General features: G+C 60.4%; 18 protein-coding genes and 3 pseudogenes. 12 read left to right on the top strand and 9 right to left on the bottom strand.

Going from position 1 to position 20291, the window contains the following annotated elements; all coding sequences use genetic code 11:
* Complete coding sequence (locus tag CXY83_RS00820) at positions 1 to 159, top strand: L-histidine N(alpha)-methyltransferase (protein WP_255408711.1); 159 nt, start codon at positions 1 to 3, stop codon at positions 157 to 159.
* Between the two features lie 40 nt (positions 160 to 199).
* On the opposite strand, the pseudogene CXY83_RS00815 reads toward CXY83_RS00820, so the two are convergent.
* Positions 200 to 703: pseudogene (locus tag CXY83_RS00815) on the bottom strand (aminotransferase class V-fold PLP-dependent enzyme); the annotation flags it as partial.
* A 424-nt stretch (positions 704 to 1127) separates the two neighbouring features.
* Between CXY83_RS00815 and CXY83_RS00805 the strand changes: the two are divergent.
* From CXY83_RS00805 to CXY83_RS00775, 5 genes and pseudogenes are all read left to right on the top strand, one after another.
* Entirely contained in the window at positions 1128 to 2642 is a 1515-nt protein-coding gene (locus CXY83_RS00805; RefSeq protein WP_104195530.1) for a multicopper oxidase family protein, read from the top strand.
* A gap of 46 nt (positions 2643 to 2688) precedes the next feature.
* Positions 2689 to 3111: a DUF302 domain-containing protein gene (locus CXY83_RS00800; RefSeq protein WP_104195529.1), complete on the top strand. Its 423-nt coding sequence runs from the start codon at positions 2689 to 2691 to the stop codon at positions 3109 to 3111.
* A gap of 471 nt (positions 3112 to 3582) precedes the next feature.
* Positions 3583 to 4155, top strand: a pseudogene (locus tag CXY83_RS00790) (recombinase family protein).
* A gap of 701 nt (positions 4156 to 4856) precedes the next feature.
* The gene (locus CXY83_RS00780; protein ID WP_104195526.1) at positions 4857 to 6617 is read left to right on the top strand and encodes a pyruvate dehydrogenase; all 1761 of its coding nucleotides are present in this window, start codon (positions 4857 to 4859) and stop codon (positions 6615 to 6617) included.
* A 715-nt stretch (positions 6618 to 7332) separates the two neighbouring features.
* Entirely contained in the window at positions 7333 to 7455 is a 123-nt protein-coding gene (locus CXY83_RS00775) for a hypothetical protein (RefSeq protein WP_369831110.1), read from the top strand.
* Between the two features lie 157 nt (positions 7456 to 7612).
* On the opposite strand, the gene CXY83_RS00770 is transcribed toward CXY83_RS00775, so the two are convergent.
* Entirely contained in the window at positions 7613 to 8206 is a 594-nt protein-coding gene (locus tag CXY83_RS00770; RefSeq protein ID WP_104195533.1) for a class I SAM-dependent methyltransferase, read from the bottom strand.
* 216 nt (positions 8207 to 8422) lie between these two features.
* Positions 8423 to 8758 carry a rhodanese-like domain-containing protein gene (locus tag CXY83_RS00765; protein WP_158251783.1) on the bottom strand — a complete coding sequence of 112 codons (336 nt, stop codon included), beginning with the start codon at positions 8756 to 8758 and terminating at the stop codon, positions 8423 to 8425.
* 374 nt (positions 8759 to 9132) lie between these two features.
* Here CXY83_RS00765 and CXY83_RS00760 point away from each other — a divergent pair, with 374 nt between their 5' ends.
* Together CXY83_RS00760 and CXY83_RS00755 are read left to right on the top strand one after the other, a co-directional pair.
* Positions 9133 to 9444, top strand: a complete 312-nt coding sequence (locus tag CXY83_RS00760) for a dienelactone hydrolase family protein (protein WP_158251782.1) — start codon at positions 9133 to 9135, stop codon at positions 9442 to 9444.
* Between the two features lie 318 nt (positions 9445 to 9762).
* Entirely contained in the window at positions 9763 to 11130 is a 1368-nt protein-coding gene (locus tag CXY83_RS00755; RefSeq protein ID WP_104195523.1) for an NAD-dependent succinate-semialdehyde dehydrogenase, read from the top strand.
* Between the two features lie 562 nt (positions 11131 to 11692).
* Here CXY83_RS00755 and CXY83_RS00745 read toward each other — a convergent pair.
* The 4 genes and pseudogenes from CXY83_RS00745 to CXY83_RS00735 form a co-directional block, all read right to left on the bottom strand.
* Positions 11693 to 12862, bottom strand: a complete 1170-nt coding sequence (locus tag CXY83_RS00745; RefSeq protein WP_104195522.1) for a M4 family metallopeptidase — start codon at positions 12860 to 12862, stop codon at positions 11693 to 11695.
* A gap of 356 nt (positions 12863 to 13218) precedes the next feature.
* Positions 13219 to 13827, bottom strand: coding sequence for an ABC transporter permease (locus CXY83_RS17955; protein ID WP_233200496.1), 609 nt, complete (start codon positions 13825 to 13827; stop codon positions 13219 to 13221).
* 26 nt (positions 13828 to 13853) lie between these two features.
* Positions 13854 to 14252, bottom strand: a complete 399-nt coding sequence (locus tag CXY83_RS17950) for a hypothetical protein (protein WP_233200495.1) — start codon at positions 14250 to 14252, stop codon at positions 13854 to 13856.
* A gap of 52 nt (positions 14253 to 14304) precedes the next feature.
* A pseudogene (locus tag CXY83_RS00735) lies at positions 14305 to 15197 on the bottom strand (ABC transporter ATP-binding protein).
* Between the two features lie 515 nt (positions 15198 to 15712).
* Here CXY83_RS00735 and CXY83_RS00730 point away from each other — a divergent pair.
* The 3 genes from CXY83_RS00730 (at position 15713) to CXY83_RS00720 (ending at position 18015) form a co-directional block, all read left to right on the top strand.
* Positions 15713 to 16426, top strand: coding sequence for a hypothetical protein (locus tag CXY83_RS00730; RefSeq protein WP_158251781.1), 714 nt, complete (start codon positions 15713 to 15715; stop codon positions 16424 to 16426).
* A 228-nt stretch (positions 16427 to 16654) separates the two neighbouring features.
* Positions 16655 to 16927, top strand: coding sequence for a hypothetical protein (locus CXY83_RS00725; RefSeq protein WP_104195520.1), 273 nt, complete (start codon positions 16655 to 16657; stop codon positions 16925 to 16927).
* Between the two features lie 827 nt (positions 16928 to 17754).
* Complete coding sequence (locus CXY83_RS00720; protein WP_104195519.1) at positions 17755 to 18015, top strand: hypothetical protein; 261 nt, start codon at positions 17755 to 17757, stop codon at positions 18013 to 18015.
* Between the two features lie 135 nt (positions 18016 to 18150).
* Here the strand turns inward: CXY83_RS00720 and CXY83_RS00715 are convergent, their stop codons facing one another.
* The gene (locus CXY83_RS00715) at positions 18151 to 18786 is read right to left on the bottom strand and encodes a GDSL-type esterase/lipase family protein (protein WP_104195518.1); all 636 of its coding nucleotides are present in this window, start codon (positions 18784 to 18786) and stop codon (positions 18151 to 18153) included.
* A gap of 76 nt (positions 18787 to 18862) precedes the next feature.
* Here CXY83_RS00715 and CXY83_RS00710 point away from each other — a divergent pair, with 76 nt between their 5' ends.
* Entirely contained in the window at positions 18863 to 19699 is an 837-nt protein-coding gene (locus CXY83_RS00710; protein ID WP_199184841.1) for an arginase family protein, read from the top strand.
* A gap of 159 nt (positions 19700 to 19858) precedes the next feature.
* Here CXY83_RS00710 and CXY83_RS18480 read toward each other — a convergent pair whose 3' ends face one another.
* Positions 19859 to 20125 carry an SdpI family protein gene (locus CXY83_RS18480; RefSeq protein ID WP_369831111.1) on the bottom strand — a complete coding sequence of 89 codons (267 nt, stop codon included), beginning with the start codon at positions 20123 to 20125 and terminating at the stop codon, positions 19859 to 19861.
* Positions 20126 to 20291 lie beyond the last annotated feature (166 nt).

The raw sequence follows: 20291 nt of genomic DNA, 5'->3' as shown, positions 1-20291 counted from the left end.
ATCCAATTCCACGAGGGGGAAGAACTTCGAACGGAAATTTCGGCCAAATTCCGCCTTGACGGCGTGGTCGAAGAGATGGAAACGGCGGGGTTCTCCGTGGCCGGGCAGTGGACGGATCCGCAAAATCGTTTCGCCCTGACCCTGGCCGCAGCGATCTAAACCGGCCCGGGGACTGGCCCAAGCCAACATGTCAGAACGATCACCGAAGAAAGCCAACAAGTCGCTGGATCTCAGCCTCCGTGTTGTAGTAGTGCACCGAGGCCCGCACCACCATATCCCCCTTAATCGTGTCCACTGTGGGGACGCGGTCGACCTGAGCGGAGAATAAGGGTGCTACCGAGACATTGATCCGGTGATCTGCCAAGTTGGCCTTGATATTCGTGGCGTTGTTTCCTTTCACCGAAAAGGTTACGGTGCCGCACCTGATGATCCCGCGGTCGTGGACAGTGACCGAGGGCACCGCCGCCAGACCAAACCGCAGCTGACCCGCGAGACCGACGACACGCTCTTGTACAGCCTCCAGGCCCAAGGACAGGGCGTGATCGGCGGCCCGTCCGACGCCAGTGGGGACTGCGGAATGCCCGTCTAGCATGACGGGCTCCAGCTCTCCTAAGACCGCGCTGCGCACATAAACGAACGCCGTACCGCGCGGTCCGCGCAAAAACTTTCGCCCTGTTCCTACCAGCACGTCGCAGCCTAGTTCGAAGCCATCAAAGCCTCGCGTTTGGGCCTTCTTGTTGCGTGAGTTTCAGCGGGTTGCACCGGTGTGTGAGGTACGTGCCGTTCCACGTGCATGGACGATCTACCCAGCCACGACTTATACCTCTAGGGGTACGGTGGAGATACGGATCAGTGAACGGAAGGAACTCAACTCAGATGATGTGGGGTAACGGAAGTATGGGATGGTCCTGGGGTTTCGGCCTGCTAGCTATTGCAGGCGTTGCCGTGCTCATTTATGTCATTGTTCGTTTACTGTCAAACAAATCCGGCAGCGATGACACGCGAACCGCTCCGAGGCAAGCTGATTCGATCAGTGCCAGGCAGATTCTTGAGGAGCGTTTTGCTCGGGGGGAGATCACTGCGGAGCAGTTGCGTGATCAGCTACGGGTACTCGAGGAGGGCCGGTAGTGCCCGACCTTAGTCGCCGTAGCGCCCTGATCCTCGGCGGGGTGGGGATTGCGGGCACAGCTGTAGGCGGAACGGGTTTCTTCGTCAATCAACAGATCCCATCAACCACGTCACCGGCAATACCATCCGGGAGCGACCTTATAGAGCCCCCGGAGCTACGGAGCGTCAGCGGCACTCTCACCGTTGACCTCGAGTCCTCACCCCAACAGGTGACCATCGCTGGTCGTGATGTGCGTGCGCTGAGTTACAACGGTGGCGTGCCCGGCCCCACACTGCGCGTTCGAGCGGGAGATACCCTTAGCGTGAGCCTTCGCAATGGTCTGGCTGACCCGAGCAACCTGCACGTGCACGGACTCCACGTTTCGCCCGAGAACAATAGCGACAACATGTTCGTCACCGTCGCAGCCGGTGACTCTTTCGATTACCAGTACGAGCTGCCCGCCAATCATCCGCCGGGCGTGTACTGGTATCACCCGCACCACCACGGTTTCGTGGCCGATCAGGTATTCGGTGGGCTCTACGGCGCCATCATCGTCGAAGACCCCGACCCCATCCCCGCCAGCCGGGAACGCGTCCTCGTCATCTCCGACCTCACCCTCGACTCCACGGGAACAATTCCAGCGGCCACAGCGATGGAGAAAATGTCCGGACGCGAGGGAGACTTCGTACTGGTCAATGGGCAACTCACCCCCAGGATGACTGCCCGCCCTGGCGAACGGGAACGATGGCGCATCATCAATGCCTGCCTGTCCCGCTACCTGCGGCTGCGCCTCGACGGGCAGCAGATGTCCTTCCTCGGAATCGACTCCGGACGTTTCGAAGCCGCGCACGAAGTCTCCGAGGTCGTGCTGGCCCCTGGGAACCGGGCCGACCTTCTCGTCACCGGCACAGCCGGCATCTCCGCACTGCGTGCCCACACCTACGATCGAGGTATATCCGGCGGAATGATGGTGGGAAGCGGAAGCTCCACTGCGGCCGCCGACATCGCGCTGGCCACATTTCACGTAGCCGGTGACGACGTCGCCACAGTCGCCGCTATACCCGGCCAACCCGTTCCACGTGACCTACGCACGGCTACCGTAACCGCCCGACGCGAGTTAATCTTCGCGATGGGAATGGGCGGCGGAATGGGCGGGGACACGGGCGACGGAATGGGTGGCGGCATGGGTGACGGCATGGGTGGCGGCATGATGTCAGCCACGATCAACGGCCAGGTATTCGATGCCACCCGGGTCGACACGACCGTGCAATTCGACAGCGTGGAGGACTGGTTGCTGACAAATACCAGCCAGCTCGATCACCCCATGCACCTGCACGTGTGGCCGATGCAGATCATCGAACAGTCAGGCCAACCCGTCAAAACCATCATGTGGCAGGACGTCGTAAACATCCCGGCACGCAGCACCGTGCGCGTGCGTATCGCGTTCGACGACTTCAGCGGACGTACCGTGTACCACTGTCACATCCTCGACCACGAAGACAGCGGAATGATGGGAGTCATCACCGCAAACTGACACCGGTCGCAACCATCAATTCAAGAAAATGAATTAGGAGAAACCAATGAACTACGCACACACCATCACCGTCTCACTGCCCTACGAAGAAGCCGTCACCCGAGTGCGGGAAGAACTCGCCAACCAGGGATTCGGCGTCCTGACCGAAATCGACGTCAACGCGACCTTCGAAACGAAACTCGGCGTGGAAAGCGCACAATCACTTGGCGACTACCTGATCTTGGGCGCCTGCAACCCAGCCCTCGCCGAACAAGCACTCACCGCAGAGCCCGACATGGGCTTGCTGCTTCCGTGTAACGTCGTCATCCGACGCAGCCCATCAGCGAATACCACCACGGTGCAAGCCATCAACCCACAAACTATGGTCCAATTGAGCAATTCGCCAGGGATACAGAACGTTGCTGATCAAGCCGATGAACGTCTTCTCGCAGCGCTAGCCGCCCTCCAAGAAGAAAACAACAGCAAATAACACGCGATCCGCTCTCTTAAGGCACGGTCAGGACTTTGTCGCTGAATCTGTGAACCGCAACACTCAGCCGCGCTGTTCTCATGGGTTTACCTGGCACGAGAGTCATCAAGAACCCACGCGTGCCCGACGCGTTCTTCCTGGTCTGTGACGGGCTGAAAAAACTGCCCGTAACCTGCTCGCTGATCCCGTGGAACCCGTCGGTCAGGACAGACATCCACAACTCGGCGCCCTCACTGCCCGTGCCGGCCCACAGTCGAAGTCCGTCTCTATCCCCGACTAGGGTGGCTTATGAATTAGTCGAATATCCGACGCTAGGGTTTGTGGCGTTCGGCGTGTGACGTTCGGTAACGATCGTTCGCAAGACACTTCGGGACAGGTCCAGTAGGTGTCGGAAACACGGAGCGGATTTTGTAATGCTTGCCGTGTACTCGTCTATGTAACGTGCTACCGGGTTGATGATACGTTTTTGGTATGCGAATTGGATATGGCCGGGTCTCCACCCGCGACCAGCACCCCGAAGCCCAACACGACGCCCTGACCGAGGCCGGCTGTGAGCAGATCTACCTCGACACCGCCTCGGGAAAACTCTCCCGCAGACCCGAACTCGACAGAGCTTTGCTCTCGGCCAACCGGCCCGGCGATCAGCTCGTCGTGACCAAACTCGACCGGCTCGGCCGATCGTTGGAAAACCTCAACGAATTATAATACACCCTCCAAGCGCGCGGCGTTGACTTGGTAGTTCTGGACCAGGGCATCGACACGTCCACCATCACCGGGCGGATGTTCTTCCAGATCCTGGGCTCCATTGCCCAGTTTGAGTACGCCCTTATGTCCGAACGCACCCGCGACGGACTCGCCGCGGCCCGCGCACGAGGACGGACCGGCGGACAGAAACCAAAACTCGGACCCCGCCAAGTCAGACTGGCCCGCGACATGTATGAAGAGAAAGACGCCGAAGGCAAACGAGCTCACACCGTCGCTCACATCGCCGAAGAATTCGGCGTCACCCGCCCCACGATCTACCGACACCTAACCAAACCCTGAGATGGAGCCATCCACTTCTTTCGGGCACCATCGTGTTCATGATGCTCGAGTGATCGGACTCCCACGAGTCGGTGGCCCGCCGGATGAGCACGCCCCGAGCCTTCTTGAGCAGGTTTGAGTCCCGCACCGCGAACAGCGTGCGCGCGGTGGTGGTGCAGGAAGCGAACCGTGTGGCGTCCCGATCCAACGCCGACTCGTAGCTGGCGTGCGCCACGAAGGAATGCCCGGTGAACGCGTGCTTCTCGCCCCTTGGAAGACGACTTTGACCCCCGCCTTCCCGGTAGTGGTCGAGGTTCGCCGCGCCGATTCCCACTGGGTTGCAGTCCACGATGACGTCCACACCATGGAGCAGGCCGTGCATTTCTCAAGCGACGCACTCCGGCCGCCGCCATCTTCGAGGTTTTCTCCTCCACCGAGGCGTAGACGGGATGCCGAGCGTCACCGCGGTCTTGATTCGATAGTCGGACACGACGTCACTGATCATGACGAGTTCGATATTGGATTGCATACGCACAGCATCTGCGACGCGCTTTCCTATGACACCGTATGCGTTGACGGCGACGCGCACAGTTCTAGGCATATTGAATTCTTCCCAGGGGGACGATGCTTCTCGCACAACCGCATATGAGCGCCGTCCGAGAAAAAACAGGAAAACGCCTTCTCGGCTATCCTTTTGAAGCAACGGCGCGTTGAATGAATTCATGACATCCACCGTCGCAGATCAACTCGTTGGCCAACTCCTACAGGCCGGAGTGCGCCGCATCTACGGGATCGTCGGCGACAGCCTGAATCCGATCGTGGATGCGGTGCGGCGAACCGGCGGGTCGGCCAAGGGCGGCATCGACTGGGTGCACGTGCGCAACGAGGAGGCCGCCGCTTTCGCGGCTGGTGCGGAGGCGCAACTCACCGGAGAGATCGCTGTCTGCGCTGGAAGCTGCGGGCCGGGCAATCTGCACCTGATCAACGGTCTCTATGACGCCCACCGTAGTGGCGCCCCTGTTCTTGCGATAGCCAGCCATATCCCGAGTTTCGAGATCGGCAGCGAATACTTCCAGGAGACCCACCCCGACCGCCTCTTCGTTGGCTGTTCCAATTACTGCGAACTGATCTCCACCGCGGCGCAAGCTCCGCGGGTGGTCAACTCCGCGCTTCGGCATGCGATCAGCCTCGGGGGTGTCGCGGTGATCAGTCTCCCGGGCGACATCGCCGAACAAGGCGCCGTCGGCGTAGCGCCAGATCTGGCTCGTCCGGGTCGGCCCGCGCTGGTACCTGCCGACGCCGACGTGGTGGCTCTCGCTGATGCCATCAACGAGTCAGAGCGGATAGCGATCTTCGCCGGAGTTGGGGTGGCCGGCGTCCACGATGAGGTCGTGGCGTTCGCTGACCTGCTGGCCGCTCCGGTCGGGCATACCCTACGTGGCAAGGAGTGGATCCAGTACGACAACCCCTTCGACGTGGGCATGACCGGCATGCTTGGCTACGGCGCTGCGCACGCCGGCATCCACGACGCCGACCTCCTCATTCTCCTCGGCACCGACTTCCCCTACGACCAGTTCTTACCGGACGGTACAGCTGAACGGATCGCCCAGGTGGACGCCAGAGCAGAACACCTGGGCCGTCGCGCAAACGTGCACCTCCCGGTGCACGGCGACGTGGCATCCACCATCGCGGCCGTGACTCCTCTTGTCGCGCCGCGCAACGACCGGCGATTCCTCGACAAGACCCTGAAGCGCCACGATCGGCTGCTGAACAGCGTGGTCGGCGCCTATGCGAAGAACGTGGACACGAAGATACCGATCCATCCGGAGTTCGCAGCATCCCTGCTCGATGACCTCGCGGTGGAAGACGCCATTTTTGCCGCAGACACCGGCATGTGCAACGTCTGGCAGGCCCGCTACATCAACCCGAACGGCTCGCGGCGGCTGATCGGCTCCTTCCTACATGGGTCGATGGCCAACGCCTTACCCCAGGCCATCGGCGCCCAGTTCAGCCACCCCGGCCGGCAGGTGATCGCAATGTGCGGCGACGGAGGACTGTCGATGCAGATGGGCGAACTGATCACCGTTGCCGCCAACGCGCTGCCAGTGAAGATCATCGTCTTCAACAACTCCACTCTCGGCATGGTCAAAGTCGAGATGCTCGTCGACGGTTTCCCCGATTTCGGCGTCGATATGCCCTCCGTCGACTACGCGGCCGTGGCCAACGCTCTCGGGATCTTCGGCCAACGCGTAGAGAAGCCCACCAAGATCCGTTCCGCCCTCGAAGCCGCTCTCGCGCATGACGGGCCGGCACTCGTCGACCTGGTCACCGATCCAATGGCGCTCTCGCTTCCGCCAACGATCACCGGGGAGATGGTTCGCGGTTTCGCGCTGGCTGTATCGAAGGTGGTCATGAATGGAGGAACGGGCGAGGCGGTGAAGCTCACCAAGAGCAATCTGCGACTACTGCCTGGCCGCCGTTAGATCGGCCGGTCGACCCAGCCGGAGTCGCGAACGCGCTCCTCGAGGCCATGCACGGAGCCGGACCGATCCTGGACACGATCACGGCAGATTGGCGTGACGTCCGGTGAGTGTCTACCTAGACTCCTCAATGCTAGAAGACTGCTGATTAATGCATATATTCCTGAATAAGAATGTGATTTGATTGAGTATTTTAATTGGCAAAAGAGCCAATTCGCTAGTTATTCAGCACGCTTATAGCGCGGCCCTACCTCGTACATGAGGCTAGACATGCGGAGACGCTGGCGCTCCTGCGCGTCGGAGAACATGCTCTCATCACCGGCTCGTTGATGCGCATTGAAGTGACAGTCGTGCTCATCCGGTCGGCTCGAGCGAGGGACGAGCCGCGGAGCATCTTCTTCGATCACTCAATGTAGACCTCAGGCCGATCGACGCCACCATCACAGTCGTCGATGCACGACAGGCGTTGATCGAAGCCCGAGTATTGGACATCATGCCGTCATCCGGTACGCGCGCCATGGACGCCAGGCACCTCGCTTGTGCGGACCGTGCCGCCGAGGAGTTCGCCGAACCCAGTTGAGAAACACGGTTTCGCCACGCGCGATACCGAGCAAGCAGCGGTCGCGCGCGAACTGGGCTTCACAACGGTCCAACAGCCTGTACTCTCCAGTGGGCGCTCAACTCGCGGCTGACAATCAGCCAGTGGATTATCGAGTTGGTGAACTTCGCCAGCTATCTGGTCAACATCGGCAACGCGAAAACTCTCGTGATTCACCCGGCATCGACGACCCACGCACAACTCAGCGAACAACAACTGCTCGAAATCGACGTGTTGCCGTAGTCGTGCGAATCAGCCGTGAATGAACTCAGCCACGACGCCCACGAGCGGGTCGCCCAGCCAATTGCTGTCAAGAACGCGCCGCCGTACTGGTTGACGGGTCGACGTCTAGTCGCGGTCGATGGACCTGCCTGACACGCCTGACACGCCTCCGCTCATGTCAGGTGGACAACGCAGGCTTGCGTGCAGCGAATCGCAGCACTCGACCGCCGAAGGAGTACCTCAGCCCGATAACATCGAGTCCGACGTGTCCGAGGACAGGTTCGAAGGCCCCGCGTTCGATGAGCCGATGCGGGGAGCGATCGGCGAGATGCACCCACGAAGCTGCTCGAGAGGCAGTGAGGTCATAACCGATGAAAATGCCGCCGGGCCGGAGCACACGCGCGACCTCTGCGATTGCCTTCTCCCAGTCAACAACGTGGTGCAGCATCAGGAAACTTACAACGAAATCAAAAGTTTCGTCATCGAAGGGAAGCTGTGTGGCGTCGGCTTGACGCGCCGCCACGTGCGAATACTTTGCAAGACGTTTCCGTGCGGCGCCAACCATCACGGGGTCGTAGTCGGTCGTCGTCAGGCGCAGCGACGGATTTGCCCGCGCCAACTCGTCGGCCGTCGCGCCACTACCCCCTCCGATCTCAAGAACGTCACCGGCCAGCAAAATACCCTGTCTCGCCCACGAGACGACCCGACGCGCCGCAAGACGCCATGGTGCACTGCGGCAGAACGCACCTTCGAGCGCAGACATTGTCGGCATGACCACCAGCCTCCCTGACGCACACTATTGCACCTTTACGTCTTCGTCGAAGTTATCAAATGCCTTCATGACTCCCAACCGCGGCTCACTCCAAAAGCTGCGATCTACTCGGCCAAAGACGAAACCCAGCGATAGCACAGCCGCTCCGGATTTCTCGGAGATAGGGCCGCCGATCACCCTAGGCAAAGCGGTGGATTGGGGCTTATTCAACACGACCTAGGCCGGTGGTTCCGACAGCAGCGTGCGTCCGGATGTAACCCATGCGTCCATACCGCTGTCGAGTTCGACGACGTCCTTGTAGCCGAGTTCGGCGAGGGTAGTAGCGGCGACGGTGCTCATCCGTCCCGTGCGGCAATAAATGGCGAGCGGAGTCTCCGTGTCGTTTGGCAGAGTCGCGTCAGTGCCGACTCGGTCATAGGGGGTCATTCGGTCGGAGTCGGCGATCGCTCCTTCGAATGGCACGTGCACGTTGATCATCACCTTGGCTGGCTCCGCCATCGCTTCGGTGAACCGGTCAGAATCGAGCAACTCGCTCGCGATACCGGAAGCCAATGGAGAGAAATCCGGCGTCCGGTCCGAAGCCGGCCCGCCGCCACCAGTCGATATGCACCCGGACAACAGAAACGTCCCCATGACAATGGCAACAGCCCCGGAAGCGATTCGGTGGTATCTCACGCACGAACGTTATCTCTGGCTTCTCTCGTATTGTCTGGGCTCGGACGTAGGTATTGTGAGCGATGCTTTCCCCTGTACACCAACGCGGGGTACAGACACTATGAATCCGAAGACTGGCTTTGCCCCGGTAACGCCGCTATTACCGGAAGCCCTGAAGGAACGGAGAAAGCATGCAACCAATCCCGCCCCGTTCCAACCATTCGCACGCGAAAAAAACGGCAGGGGCTAGCGATGTCCCACTGACAGTGTCAGTGCCGGCGGGCGTAGCACGGGCTGGAATCATCGTGCTCCATGAGGTGTGGGGCCTCTCCGCGCCAGTTGCCGATCTCGTCGTTCGACTGGCCGACTGCGGTTACATCACCGCCGCGCCGCACCTCTACCACCGCATCAAAGACCCCGTCGTTACCGATGGAAAATTCGCGCGAGCCCGTCGATACCACAACACCCTCACGACGGCAGGGCTCACCTGTGACATCGAGAGCGCCCAAGCCTGGATTCGCGCCCAGGGAGCACAGAAAGTAGCGATAATAGGTTTCTCCATGGGAGGCACCCTCGCATTGTAAGCGGCAGCAACACTGCACATCGATGCCGCAGTCACCTTCTACGGCACCAGCTTAGCTTCACCACGCTGGCCTGGCATTCCCAGGCGCAGCGTCAAAGCAGTGCAAAAAAATTGTTACCGAACGCCACACGACCTCGCGCCGGATACTCGACGAATTCACAAACCAGCCCACTGATCACCCCAGCAGAATAAGTGGACTACCCCGCGACGAAACTCCCGCTGGCCTCATTTGCCTTGACAATTCCCGCGAAGATGATTGGCTCGTATTACGTGACAATTTCCGGAACAGTAGTCCTACCGTGAAAGAAGGAGGTGGCTCGTGAGCCACTACGCCGTTATCAACCCCGCCACAGGCGAGACCATCAAGACGTACCCGCAGATTTCGGATGATGAACTCGAGCAGGTCATCGCATCGGCTGATCAGGCACACCGAGGCTGGTCACGCAACTCTTCAACCGACAGGGCCGCACTCTTGCGCAGGGTTGGCGATTTGCATGAGGAGCGCCGCGACGAGCTGGCGGCCATCATCGTGCGCGAGATGGGAAAGCCCGTCGACCAAGCGCTCGGCGAGATCGACTACTCCGCCGACATCTACCGGTACTACGCCGACAACGCGCAGGAGTTTTTGAAGGACGAACCAATCACCCTTCTCAGCGGCGAGGGTTCCGCCTTCGTGCGCTCCAACTCTTTCGGTGTGCTGATTGGGGTCATGCCATGGAACTTCCCTTACTACCAGGTTGCGCGCTTCGCCGCACCGAACCTCATGAACGGCAACACGATCATCCTCAAGCATGCGTCGCAGTGCCCGGAGTCGTCCGCCGCGATCGAGCAAATCTTCCACGACGCGGGTTTCCCGGCTGGCACCTATACCAATGTGTACGCGGACAGCGAGCAGGTCGCCGCGATCATCGCCGACCCGCGGGTACAGGGCGTCTCCCTCACCGGTTCGGAGGGCGCCGGCGCGGCCGTCGCCGAAGTGGCCGGTCGCCACCTGAAGAAAGTCGTCCTGGAACTGGGTGGGTCAGACCCGTTCATCCTGCTCAGCACCGACGACATGGATGCCACGGTGGCTACCGCCGTCGAAGGTCGCCTCCGCCGCAATAGCGGGCAGGCTTGCGACGCGGCTAAGCGATTCATCGTGATCGATGAGCTTTATAATGAGTTCACGGAGAAGTTCACCGCCGCCATCTTGGCGAGCTCTCCCAGCGACCCGACCGTCGAGGGTGCAGACTACGGCCCGCTTTCTTCCCTCGGCGCGGCCGAGCAGCTTCAGGAACAGGTAGAGCGCGCCGTCGCACAGGGAGCGACCCTGGCAGCAACCGGCAAACGCTCTGGCGCCTTCTACCCGTCTGCCGTGCTCACCGATATCACGCCAGACAACGACGCATACCACGAGGAGCTCTTCGGCCCCGTAGCATCCGTCTACCGAGCAGCCTCAGAAGATGACGCCGTCACCCTTGCGAACGCCACTCCGTTCGGGCTCGGCTCCTACCTGTTTACGACCGATCCCGAGCAGGCCCTGCGGGTCGCCGACCGCATCGAAGCCGGCATGGTCTACGTCAACCTCGTCGGCGCAGACAGCGCAGAGCTGCCGTTCGGTGGGGTGAAAAGAAGCGGCTTCGGGCGCGAACTCGGACACTTCGGTGCCAGCGAGTTCGTGAACAAGAAACTCATCCGCATCGGCTAACCCATCGCAGACCTCCGCGGCCGACGCGGAGACTGCCGTTCAGTCACCGGTGCTGCGGCGTGTGAACATCGCGCGTGTAGCCTCGCGGATGTCCTAACGCTCTCGCAGCGCCTGGCGCAGGTCGTACTCGCGCTGTTCTTTAGCAACCGCGAGTTGAACAAGTTAGACCCACAATGTGACCGAACGAGTTTGGGCGGCTACATTCCGTTGATGGCCTTGACTCGATTGACCAAGTCGCGCCAGGGTCCGTTCACTTCGGGTTCGACGAACTCTTGCTCGTGCGGGGCGTACCGAATCCGGTACGTGAATCGATCGGGGGCAACGACGCTGTCGGTAACGTCGTCCCACGGCAACGAATTGAGAAAATCTACTCAGGTGCCCGAGTCGGGCTGCTTTGGACCTGCATTTCCCGGGTGAGGCGGATTCCCGGCATGCCTTCGCTGCGTGAGACGATCACGTTCATACCGAAATGTTACTCCGGTGGGTGTGTGACGAACGGCCCACGCGGCGGTTCCAGCATCGGCGGTGCCAGTGGTGCCACCGGCTCGACCACCGGGGCCGGCTAGGCCGGCGGTAGTGACGTGTCAGGCGCGCTCGGCGTGCTGGTCGTACTTAGCAGCGGTGCGGGGCTGGAAGCCACCACCCCGACCGTAGCCCAAGCTTGCAAAACTGCGTTGTGGGCGGGGGAACCATTTCCATACAGGTAGGCAGCAGTGTCGGCCGTTGCCGCAGCGAAGGCGGCGAAGTCGCTCTGAGGGTTCAGCGCGGTGCCGGTCAACGTGTCGTACCAGATGCGACCCGGCGTCTCCCATGCGTTGCCGCCAACGGCATCGGCGATCAGATAGAACGCCCGGTTGGGAATGCCCGAGTTCAGGTGTACCCCGCCGTTGTCGTCGTCTGTTTCGACGTAGCCGGCCATGCTGTTGGGCTGTGGATCCTTCCCGAGCACGTCGTCGTTGTAGGCCGTGCCTGGCGCTTTCATCGAGCGTAAAGCGGTGCCCTCGACCTGTTCGGTGAAGATGCCTTCGCCGATCAGCCAACTGGCCTCGCTCGTAGACTGCCCCTTCGCGTTTTGTTCGATGAGCGCCCCGAACACATCAGAGATGGACTCGTTGAGCGCTCCCGACTGGCCGTGGTAATTGAAGTTCGCCGTGAACTGGATAACGCCGTGCGTGAGTTCGTGCCCGATCACACTCGGCGAAATTGTGAACCGGTTGAAAATCTCGCCGTCACCGTCGCCGAACACCATACGTTCGCCGTCCCAGAATGCGTTGTCATATTTCTGACCGTAGTGCACAGTTGCGTCCATCGGCAGGCCGCTGTTATCAATGCTGTCGCGCCCAAAATAGTTCCAATACAAGGCATAGGTCGCACCGAGCCCGTCATACGCCTCGATCACGGCCGGGTCGGTTCCGGCAGGCTCCCCCTCGCTGCGCACCTGGTGTCCCGGCAGGCGTTCGAGGCCACCGGCATCTGAAATGGTGCGATCGCACTCCCCGGGCGTGCGGGTGGTGACGCTGCGTGCTCCCGGTTGGACCAGCGGCTGCTTCCCATCACGCAATTGCCGAATCCGCGAGTCCCACAGCAACGAGTGTCTCGCGGCAGCAGCGGCGTGCGCGAATCGGGAATCGCCGAGTTCGGCCAACCGTGTGAGCAAGTAAGGCGGAACAATGGTGCACGCTGAGTAACGCGCGGGATGCAGCTGTGCGGGGTGGATCTGCGGAGCTTCCATGTGCAAAGTCTGGCACCGGCCCAAGAGACATTGCAAGCGCGCATAGTGAACCTGCGCCATGTTCGGGAAGCTCTCCGTCCCGGCAGAATTCCAACGAGAAATCATCGTCGCAAACGCCCACGGCGGGCGCAATGAAGCACTATCGGCGGCGGGCGGCGCGAAGACATGGTGGGTTCGGATGAGCTTGTTGCCACGAGCGGTCAGCGTTTGGCCGTGTTGATAACTTTCGGCCGAGAGAACGCAGTCTTGAAGGATACTTTGTTCGTGTATTCGATGGATCCATATCGGAAAAGTCGGACGGCGAGCTGCAGCACGATAGCGTTCAGGAGGAACAGTTCCGTGATGACGATGGCGGCTTACCAGCCGGCAAGAGAACCGAACGCGTTGCGAAGCATCGCGGTGATCGGCGCCGAATACGGGAAGTATGTGAACACCTGCACGACGGGGTTGTTCGGGTCTGACAGGACTAGCGAGAGGGAGTAGAGCGGGACAATCATCAGTACGATCAATGCGGAGAACCAGCTGCCCGCGTCTTTCGCGGTGGGCATGACGGCCCCGATCGCGACCAACGTGCCGGTGAACAAAGCGAACCCACTCAGAGCGAGCAAGGCGCCGATGATCATCTGTACGGGATTGAAAGTGAAGCTGGATAGGTCAATCTCCGGCAGGTTCAGCGACGTGCGGAAGAACACGTAAGCCACCAGCACCGGCACCAAAAACACGAGCACCTGAACAAACCCAACGATGAAAAGGGAAATGATCTTCCCGCTGATCAGTGCGGTGGAATTCAACGTGGTGAGGATCATCTCCGTGACCCGGTTCTCCTTCTCTTCCAACGTGCTAATGAGCATTTGGTTGGAGAGCAGCATGAAGACGAGGAAGAAGATGACCACGAAGATCAGCGGCGGGATTATGCCCATGAATCCGGCTGTTTCTTCCCCGTCGGTGAAGGTGGTCGTGGTCACGGAGACGTTGCCCTGGGCCAGTGCTGTTAGTGCGGGGTCCCCGATCTGGTCCTGAGCGCTGATACTGAGGACCTGGGTGGCGACACCGTCGTACTCGCCATTGCCGAACAGACCCTTATCAGCCCGTACACCTGAGTGGGCGTCTTGGCCGGGTCAGCGGGGTATACGAAATGGGCGTCCTCCTCCCCGGACTTGACTGCAGCGATCGCCGCCGCGTCATCGGTGACGATCGTGCCGCCTAGCGCCGTGGCCACGGCGGGGTCGACGTACCCGGACGCGTCGCTGTAGGTGAAAGTGAGTCTCGCGTCGGATTGAGCGTTGATAGTGCTCGCGGCCGTCGAGTTCCCCAGACTCACCAAGGCAATCACGATGCCAATCGCGATCGGGACCAACAAGGTGATGAACCAGAACTTCCTCTTACCCAAAGTGCGGCCAACTTCAAAGCTGATGACTGTACGGAGGTTATTTCGTCCCATATCAAGCACCGGCCATTTCGTTCTGCTCGCCATACACGCTCACGAAGATCTCCTCGAGTGAGAGCTTGCTCGTCGTGAAGCTGCGGACCAGGACTCCCGCGTCGACGAGGTCACGCAAAATCAGGGCCTCGTCAACAGTGTTGGTGCCGGTGAGGGTCAGTTCGGCATAGTTGCGGTCGCGGAGACTGATGTCGTAATACGGTGACTCCGGTATTTCACCGGAGTAACCGATGCGGATCATGGTCCCGCCGTACTGATTCTGAACCTCGGGAATCGTCCCATACGCCTCCGCACGGCCTCCTTTGAGCAGGATCACCCTGTCGCACAACCGCTCCACTTCCTCCATCTGATGCGTCACCATCACTACCGTGGCCCCCGCCCGCTTCTGCTCCTCAATGAGGTCCATCAGCAGGCGCCGATTCACCGGGTCGAAACCTTTTGTGGGCTCATCCAAGATGAGCAGCTCCGGGTCGTTCATGATCGTGACGCCGAGCTGGACCTTCTGCTGTTGCCCACCAGAGAGCTTGTCGACACGAACCTTCGCCTTACCCCTAAGCCCACCCGTTCGAGGTAGTTCATCGACCAGGACACCGCGGCCTTCTTGCTCAAGCCTTTGAGCTGACCAAAATACGTCATCACAGTCAGGACGGATTCCTTCTTATACAGCCCGCGCTCTTCCGGAAGGTAGCCCAGACGGCTACCGGCCTCCGGCGTGAACGGACGTCCATCAATGTGCAGGACGCCCGCGGTCGGCAGATAAATCCCCAGCAACGCCCGGAGCGTGGTGGTTTTGCCCGATCCATTGGAACCGAGGAAACCGAACGTCTCCCCCCCCCCCCCCCGCATCACATCGAAAGAGAGATCCGCAACGACCGATGCCCCAGCAAAATACATCCGAAAATGCTCAATATGGACAAGCGGCTCTCCGCCAAAGCCTGCGGGCACAACGGAACCGGCGACCATCACAAAGCCTCCGAAAGCTCGAACGCTTGCCGTTGTTGCTGGGCGCCTGCTCGCACGCTCAGCTTAGGAAGACAGGGGACCACAGCCCGCCCAGCAGTGTCAGTAGCGATGGAATTTCTAGACATACTTGTAAAACGCAAATTTCCCCCAATGTGCTCGTGTCCATCCTCCCACCCACTCGTTACCTGGCTGGCCATGGATCAAACTCATCGCTCCGGCTTGGCCGTACCGAGGATGTCCCTGGATTCACCGCAAGTCGAACCAACGGATTGCCCTCGGCACCGTGCGGCATACGACTCGTGCCTGGCCCGCGACCACGCGTCCCCGCGGAGCGCCGCAGCCGATTATGTCGATCATCAGTGTCGTCATGCGAATGGACGACTATTCGCCGCTCACCCCGTTTGACGTCACGATCAGCAAATTCGACCAGTCGTTGCATCAACGGAATGAACTCGCCGTTCCCCCTGCGGGCGGCGTTCCATGTGAAACTGTTGGCATCCGGTCTTGAGGAGGAAACATTGCGATCATCTTTTCGGATGCTAGGGAATCCCTGGCCGCGCGACATGGTCATCACCGTCGACGATGACGCGGACACGCTCGTTGATCTGCTCTGGATCCGGGAAACCTGGAATCTTCAGTCGATCAGCGCTGACTTTCCTCCTCTCCTGTCGGACGATTCGGTCCGAGCACACGCCCGAACCGAAACCTCCGACGCGGCCAAGACCTGGCTGGATGCCTGGCCGGTGATCTGGAACGCCTGCATTCACCATGCCGGCCTGCTTCAAGACAGCACGATCTTCGCCCAGCTCCGCCAAACCACGGATGGGTCACCGGAGCGCGCCGACCTGTTGGCCAGGCTAGTTGGGCCATCGTGGAGCGGATCATTCGGCGACGACGCCTTCACTGCGGAGTACGAGACGTGGAATCTCGCACGATTCCAGGCTCGCACGCAACGCCACCCACTCTCCGTGGGCAATGATCCGGAACGGTTGTCCCTCCAAGCGCTGATCCCGGCGTGGCGAACCGGGCTGAGCAAAATCGTCACCATCCCCTGCCAAGGCTCCTACACTCGCGTCATCGGGCAGCACACACTCCTCGTCACGGACGAGACCCGCGACGATCACCAGCGATACAGTGAAGCCCTCAAGCAGTTCCGATAGGGATTCCTCTCGCGGCAATGGCGCAAAATCCGCAGTTCGGCTCGGCTGGTAGGCGTGCGTCTTAGGGCCGAGGTAGTCCATTCACCGCAGGGCCGGCGGATGCCGTTGAACCGGTCGGCTAACGACGATCGCGGGGCCTTTACCGTATTTTTCGATGGACAGGTCGAGCGAGTGCAAGGATGAGCCATTCGCACTTACACGCATTCTTCAGGGGGGATAGTCCAGGCCATGACCAGATCGACTGGGGGCAAGTTTGAGCCGTCACCCATCGGGGCGGGACTCCTGCTTGTCGTGAGCCCAGTCATCCTGTATTGGTTCATTCACGGCGATCCGGACCGATATCTCTGGATCATCAGCGGACCCGCCCTATTCAGCAGCTTCGGTAGCGGACCTTTCCAGCTCTACCTATACGCCAGCCTGGTCATTACAGGCAGCCTACTCATTACGACCGTCATGGTCGCCAAGAAACGCCGACGCGTCCTACAAACGCCCCCGCGCTAGCGGCCGCAGTTTCGGCCGCGCCTACAACAACACGACACGAAATGAGCTAGCCAAAATAAGCCTTGGTCCGGCGGCCATCAGCGAAAGGCTCGAAATTCGAGCGTCCCGAATGACGCTCCTTTTGCGGGCTTCTTTGTTCGTTCGGACCGCAGCCCAAGGTCACGGCGCAAGTTGAAGAGCCTGCGTCCGAGCCACGGCCCACGCCTAGACCTCACACACGCGACCGCAACCGCAACCGCAACCGCAACCGCAACTGTCGAATTGTCCATCGAGCTGGGGCAGTGCAAAACTCAACCTGAAACAGTGGGTCGCCAAGATGTAGCCCGACGGCGTCATCTCAACGCGGAGTCGACGATAGACAGCAAGGGGATTCTATGAAACGTGTGACATTCGTATTGGTCGCAGCGACTGTAACGGCTGTTGTCTTGTCAGGCTGCCAAGCGCAGCAACCCGTCGCACCCGATTCATCAGCGTCGGCCTCTTCGACGCCCGCCCAGACGGATGAACCCATTGCGCAGGAATCTGCTCAGGCGTGGGCGGACCAGACATTCGGGACGTTCGAGGCCTTCACCGTCACAGGCAGCGGCTGATGAAATTGTCTTTCCCGACGATGCCAAATCTGGCTTTTATACAATCACGTGGGCACCCGGCCACTGGGCCGAAGAACAGTCCGGCGCGCAGGTTTATGGTGAAGACGGCACGTACCACGAAGCTGGCATGGCGGATTATCAAGGCATGCCGCCAGCGCTGCCTATGGCCTTGACTCCTCCGTTGGCCCGGCAGGCTGGATCGCCGTCGGGCCTGGCGCGGGTGACTGGTCCATTACTGTGTCACCTATTTCGGCGCTTCCCGCACTGCCCAAGACCGGCGGCTACGACGCCTATCTGTACGCAGGCGCTGAGCAACCGGTCATCTTCTCGTCCACAAACTCAGGGCGGGTCAGCGTTCGACAGTTCAATGGCATCGATCCGACCGACAGCATCCTCCCTCAGCCAGACTTCACGGCTGTTGGAACTCTCCTCTCTGGCCCCAACGTCGTGAACGTCCAGCTGGAAAGCCTGAGCCCCTGGACGCGGTCCCCGAATTAATCAGGGTGACACGACATGGTCAGCGGCCGGTTCGGTCTATGGGACCTTGAATCACGCGCAACAGAGCGAGTTCAGTATCAAGTGAACGGTGTCCTGTAGAGGCTTCCCGTTCCGAAACGCTTGAAATGTTGATTCCTACAGGACCAAGTTTTGGGACGCGCCGATGGTGTGCGGGCTGAGCCATTCGAGGAGTGGCGACTCGACGATGGCGGCAAGGTGCCCGTAGCCGGTGGCGTCCGAATGAAATCCGTCGCCCTCGCGGACCTGGCGTCGCCAGACCGAGTCAGCCACTGTGCTCTCAAAACACTCAAGATAGGGAATGCCCAGGCTTTTCGTCTCTTCCTGCAGGGCGTCACTGAGGTCTGAGATTCGTTCGTTCTGGTGGTCGTCGTCGACCGCGTGCGGTCCTATGAACATTAGTTCAGTGCGGCCGCTAACAATGCCGATGCTGCGAAGCTCGGTTACGCTGTCTGCGCGGCTGACTCGGGTGGTTCCGTTTTCCAGGGCTGTGTCGTTAACGCCGTATGAGGCAACTATCCGTGGGATCTCAGCATGCGCGAGCCGTGGCGCGACCTCGCGGGCGAGCCGTTCGCAGATGAGAAGCGACGTGTCGCGTCGGACGCCGCGGTTATAGGTTGTCAGGGGCAGCCCCCGACGATGGGACTCATTGGAGATTCGACCAACCCGGCCCAGGCCGGTTGAGTCGCCGGGCCCGGCGACGAAGGAGTCACCAACGAAGCACACGCGCACATCACAACTCGAAGTAGACATGACGTCAGTCTAGGAACTGGCGAAATGGTCGCTTGCACATGCCGTGCAGTAGCGTCGGGAACACGCACGTCTGAGCGTGTTCGAATGGGATGGATCCAACATGAGCAGAAGTGTCGTCGTATATACCGGGCGCATCGGGGACCATAATGATCGAGGGATGAAGGGCGCTGCCATCGTGGGAGCCGCCCTTGGTCGTTGGCTGGAAATTGAGCCGACTGTCCTCGGGCATCCCGAACCGGCAATTAACGGTAATTGGGACGTCGAGTTGGAAGCAGCATTGCTCGGGCTCCGGTCGTTGCAAGCGGCTCACGCCGCCGTCCTGAACTTGGGAGGCCATCCTGTGTTTGCATGGCCGCGGTGCGCCGCAGCCATCGCCACTCTCCCCAACGTTGCCGCACAATATCCTGACGCCATTGTGGTGTGGTTTGATGCCCATGCCGATCTGAACACCCCGGAGAACACCACAACCGGTTACCTCGGCGGCCTGGCCCTGAGCGCCTCACTTGGCTGGTGGGACTCCGGACTTGGAGCCGGCCTCGACCCCCGAAACGTAGTTCTCGGGGGGACTCGCGATCTGGACCCAGCGGAGCAATCACACGTCGACGATGGCACGATTTCCCTCGCGGCCGGACCCGACATGCTCACGCAGCTCGATCGACTCATTTCGGACCGGCCGATTTATTTCCATCTCGATTGCGATGTGCTCGATCCCGGAATCATGCCAACCGACTACAGCGTGCCTCATGGTCTAACGCTCGATGATCTCAGTGCCGTTGCCACACGCCTCGCGCACAATCCCATTGTCGGCGTCGAAATTGGTGAATTCGAGGACCACGGCGATGCGGAGCTGGCCCGCTCTCAGGCAGAGCGCCTTGTCTCCGCACTCGGCCCGCTACTGGGCACCAATCGCTGACGACCGACACGCCGTCCCGCAAGACGTTCGGCTTGCGGAACTCTCTTCCATCAACACGGCAGACCGATCAGATAGCTGTTCTGCGGTTCCACCCGATCACGGTTTCGGGCATATCTCGACTGATTCGCAGGTCGCTCCGCTGGCGGGAGACGGGCGCTGTCATCCAGCATGATCCGCGGGATGTTGGATGCCACGTACGCCGCGTGTCCACGCCCAGCGAAATCCAGCCACTAGGACCGTTAGACCGAAGCCAGCTGATGCGATACTCTCGACAATTCCTGCCAGATAGAGAAGCCAGCAACCGGCCACTGCCACCGTTGTGACAGCCAGAGGGACGAGAGCCCGTCGATGGACCGTGTTCCACGTTTTTCGGGACTGGAGGGTTGTATTCGTGCGTACTCCAATGACTCGGTTCGGCGGAATCACTCCGAACGCGCAGAGCGAGACGATGAGCAAGGAAAAAAGTGAGGTTAGTACAGCAACGAGATTCAAAAGTATTTTCGTTTCACTCTCGGCTTAGCTTCGATCCATCGGTCGAGTTGAGTAAGTAACGGCGCGTTAAACCGAGAATGCCTGTCTGATCAGGAAAAAT

Source organism: Cryobacterium sp. M15 (genome assembly GCF_002929675.1).
Taxonomy (GTDB): Bacteria; Actinomycetota; Actinomycetes; order Actinomycetales; family Microbacteriaceae; genus Cryobacterium; species Cryobacterium lyxosi.
This window is presented reverse-complemented; position numbering and strand designations above follow the sequence as displayed.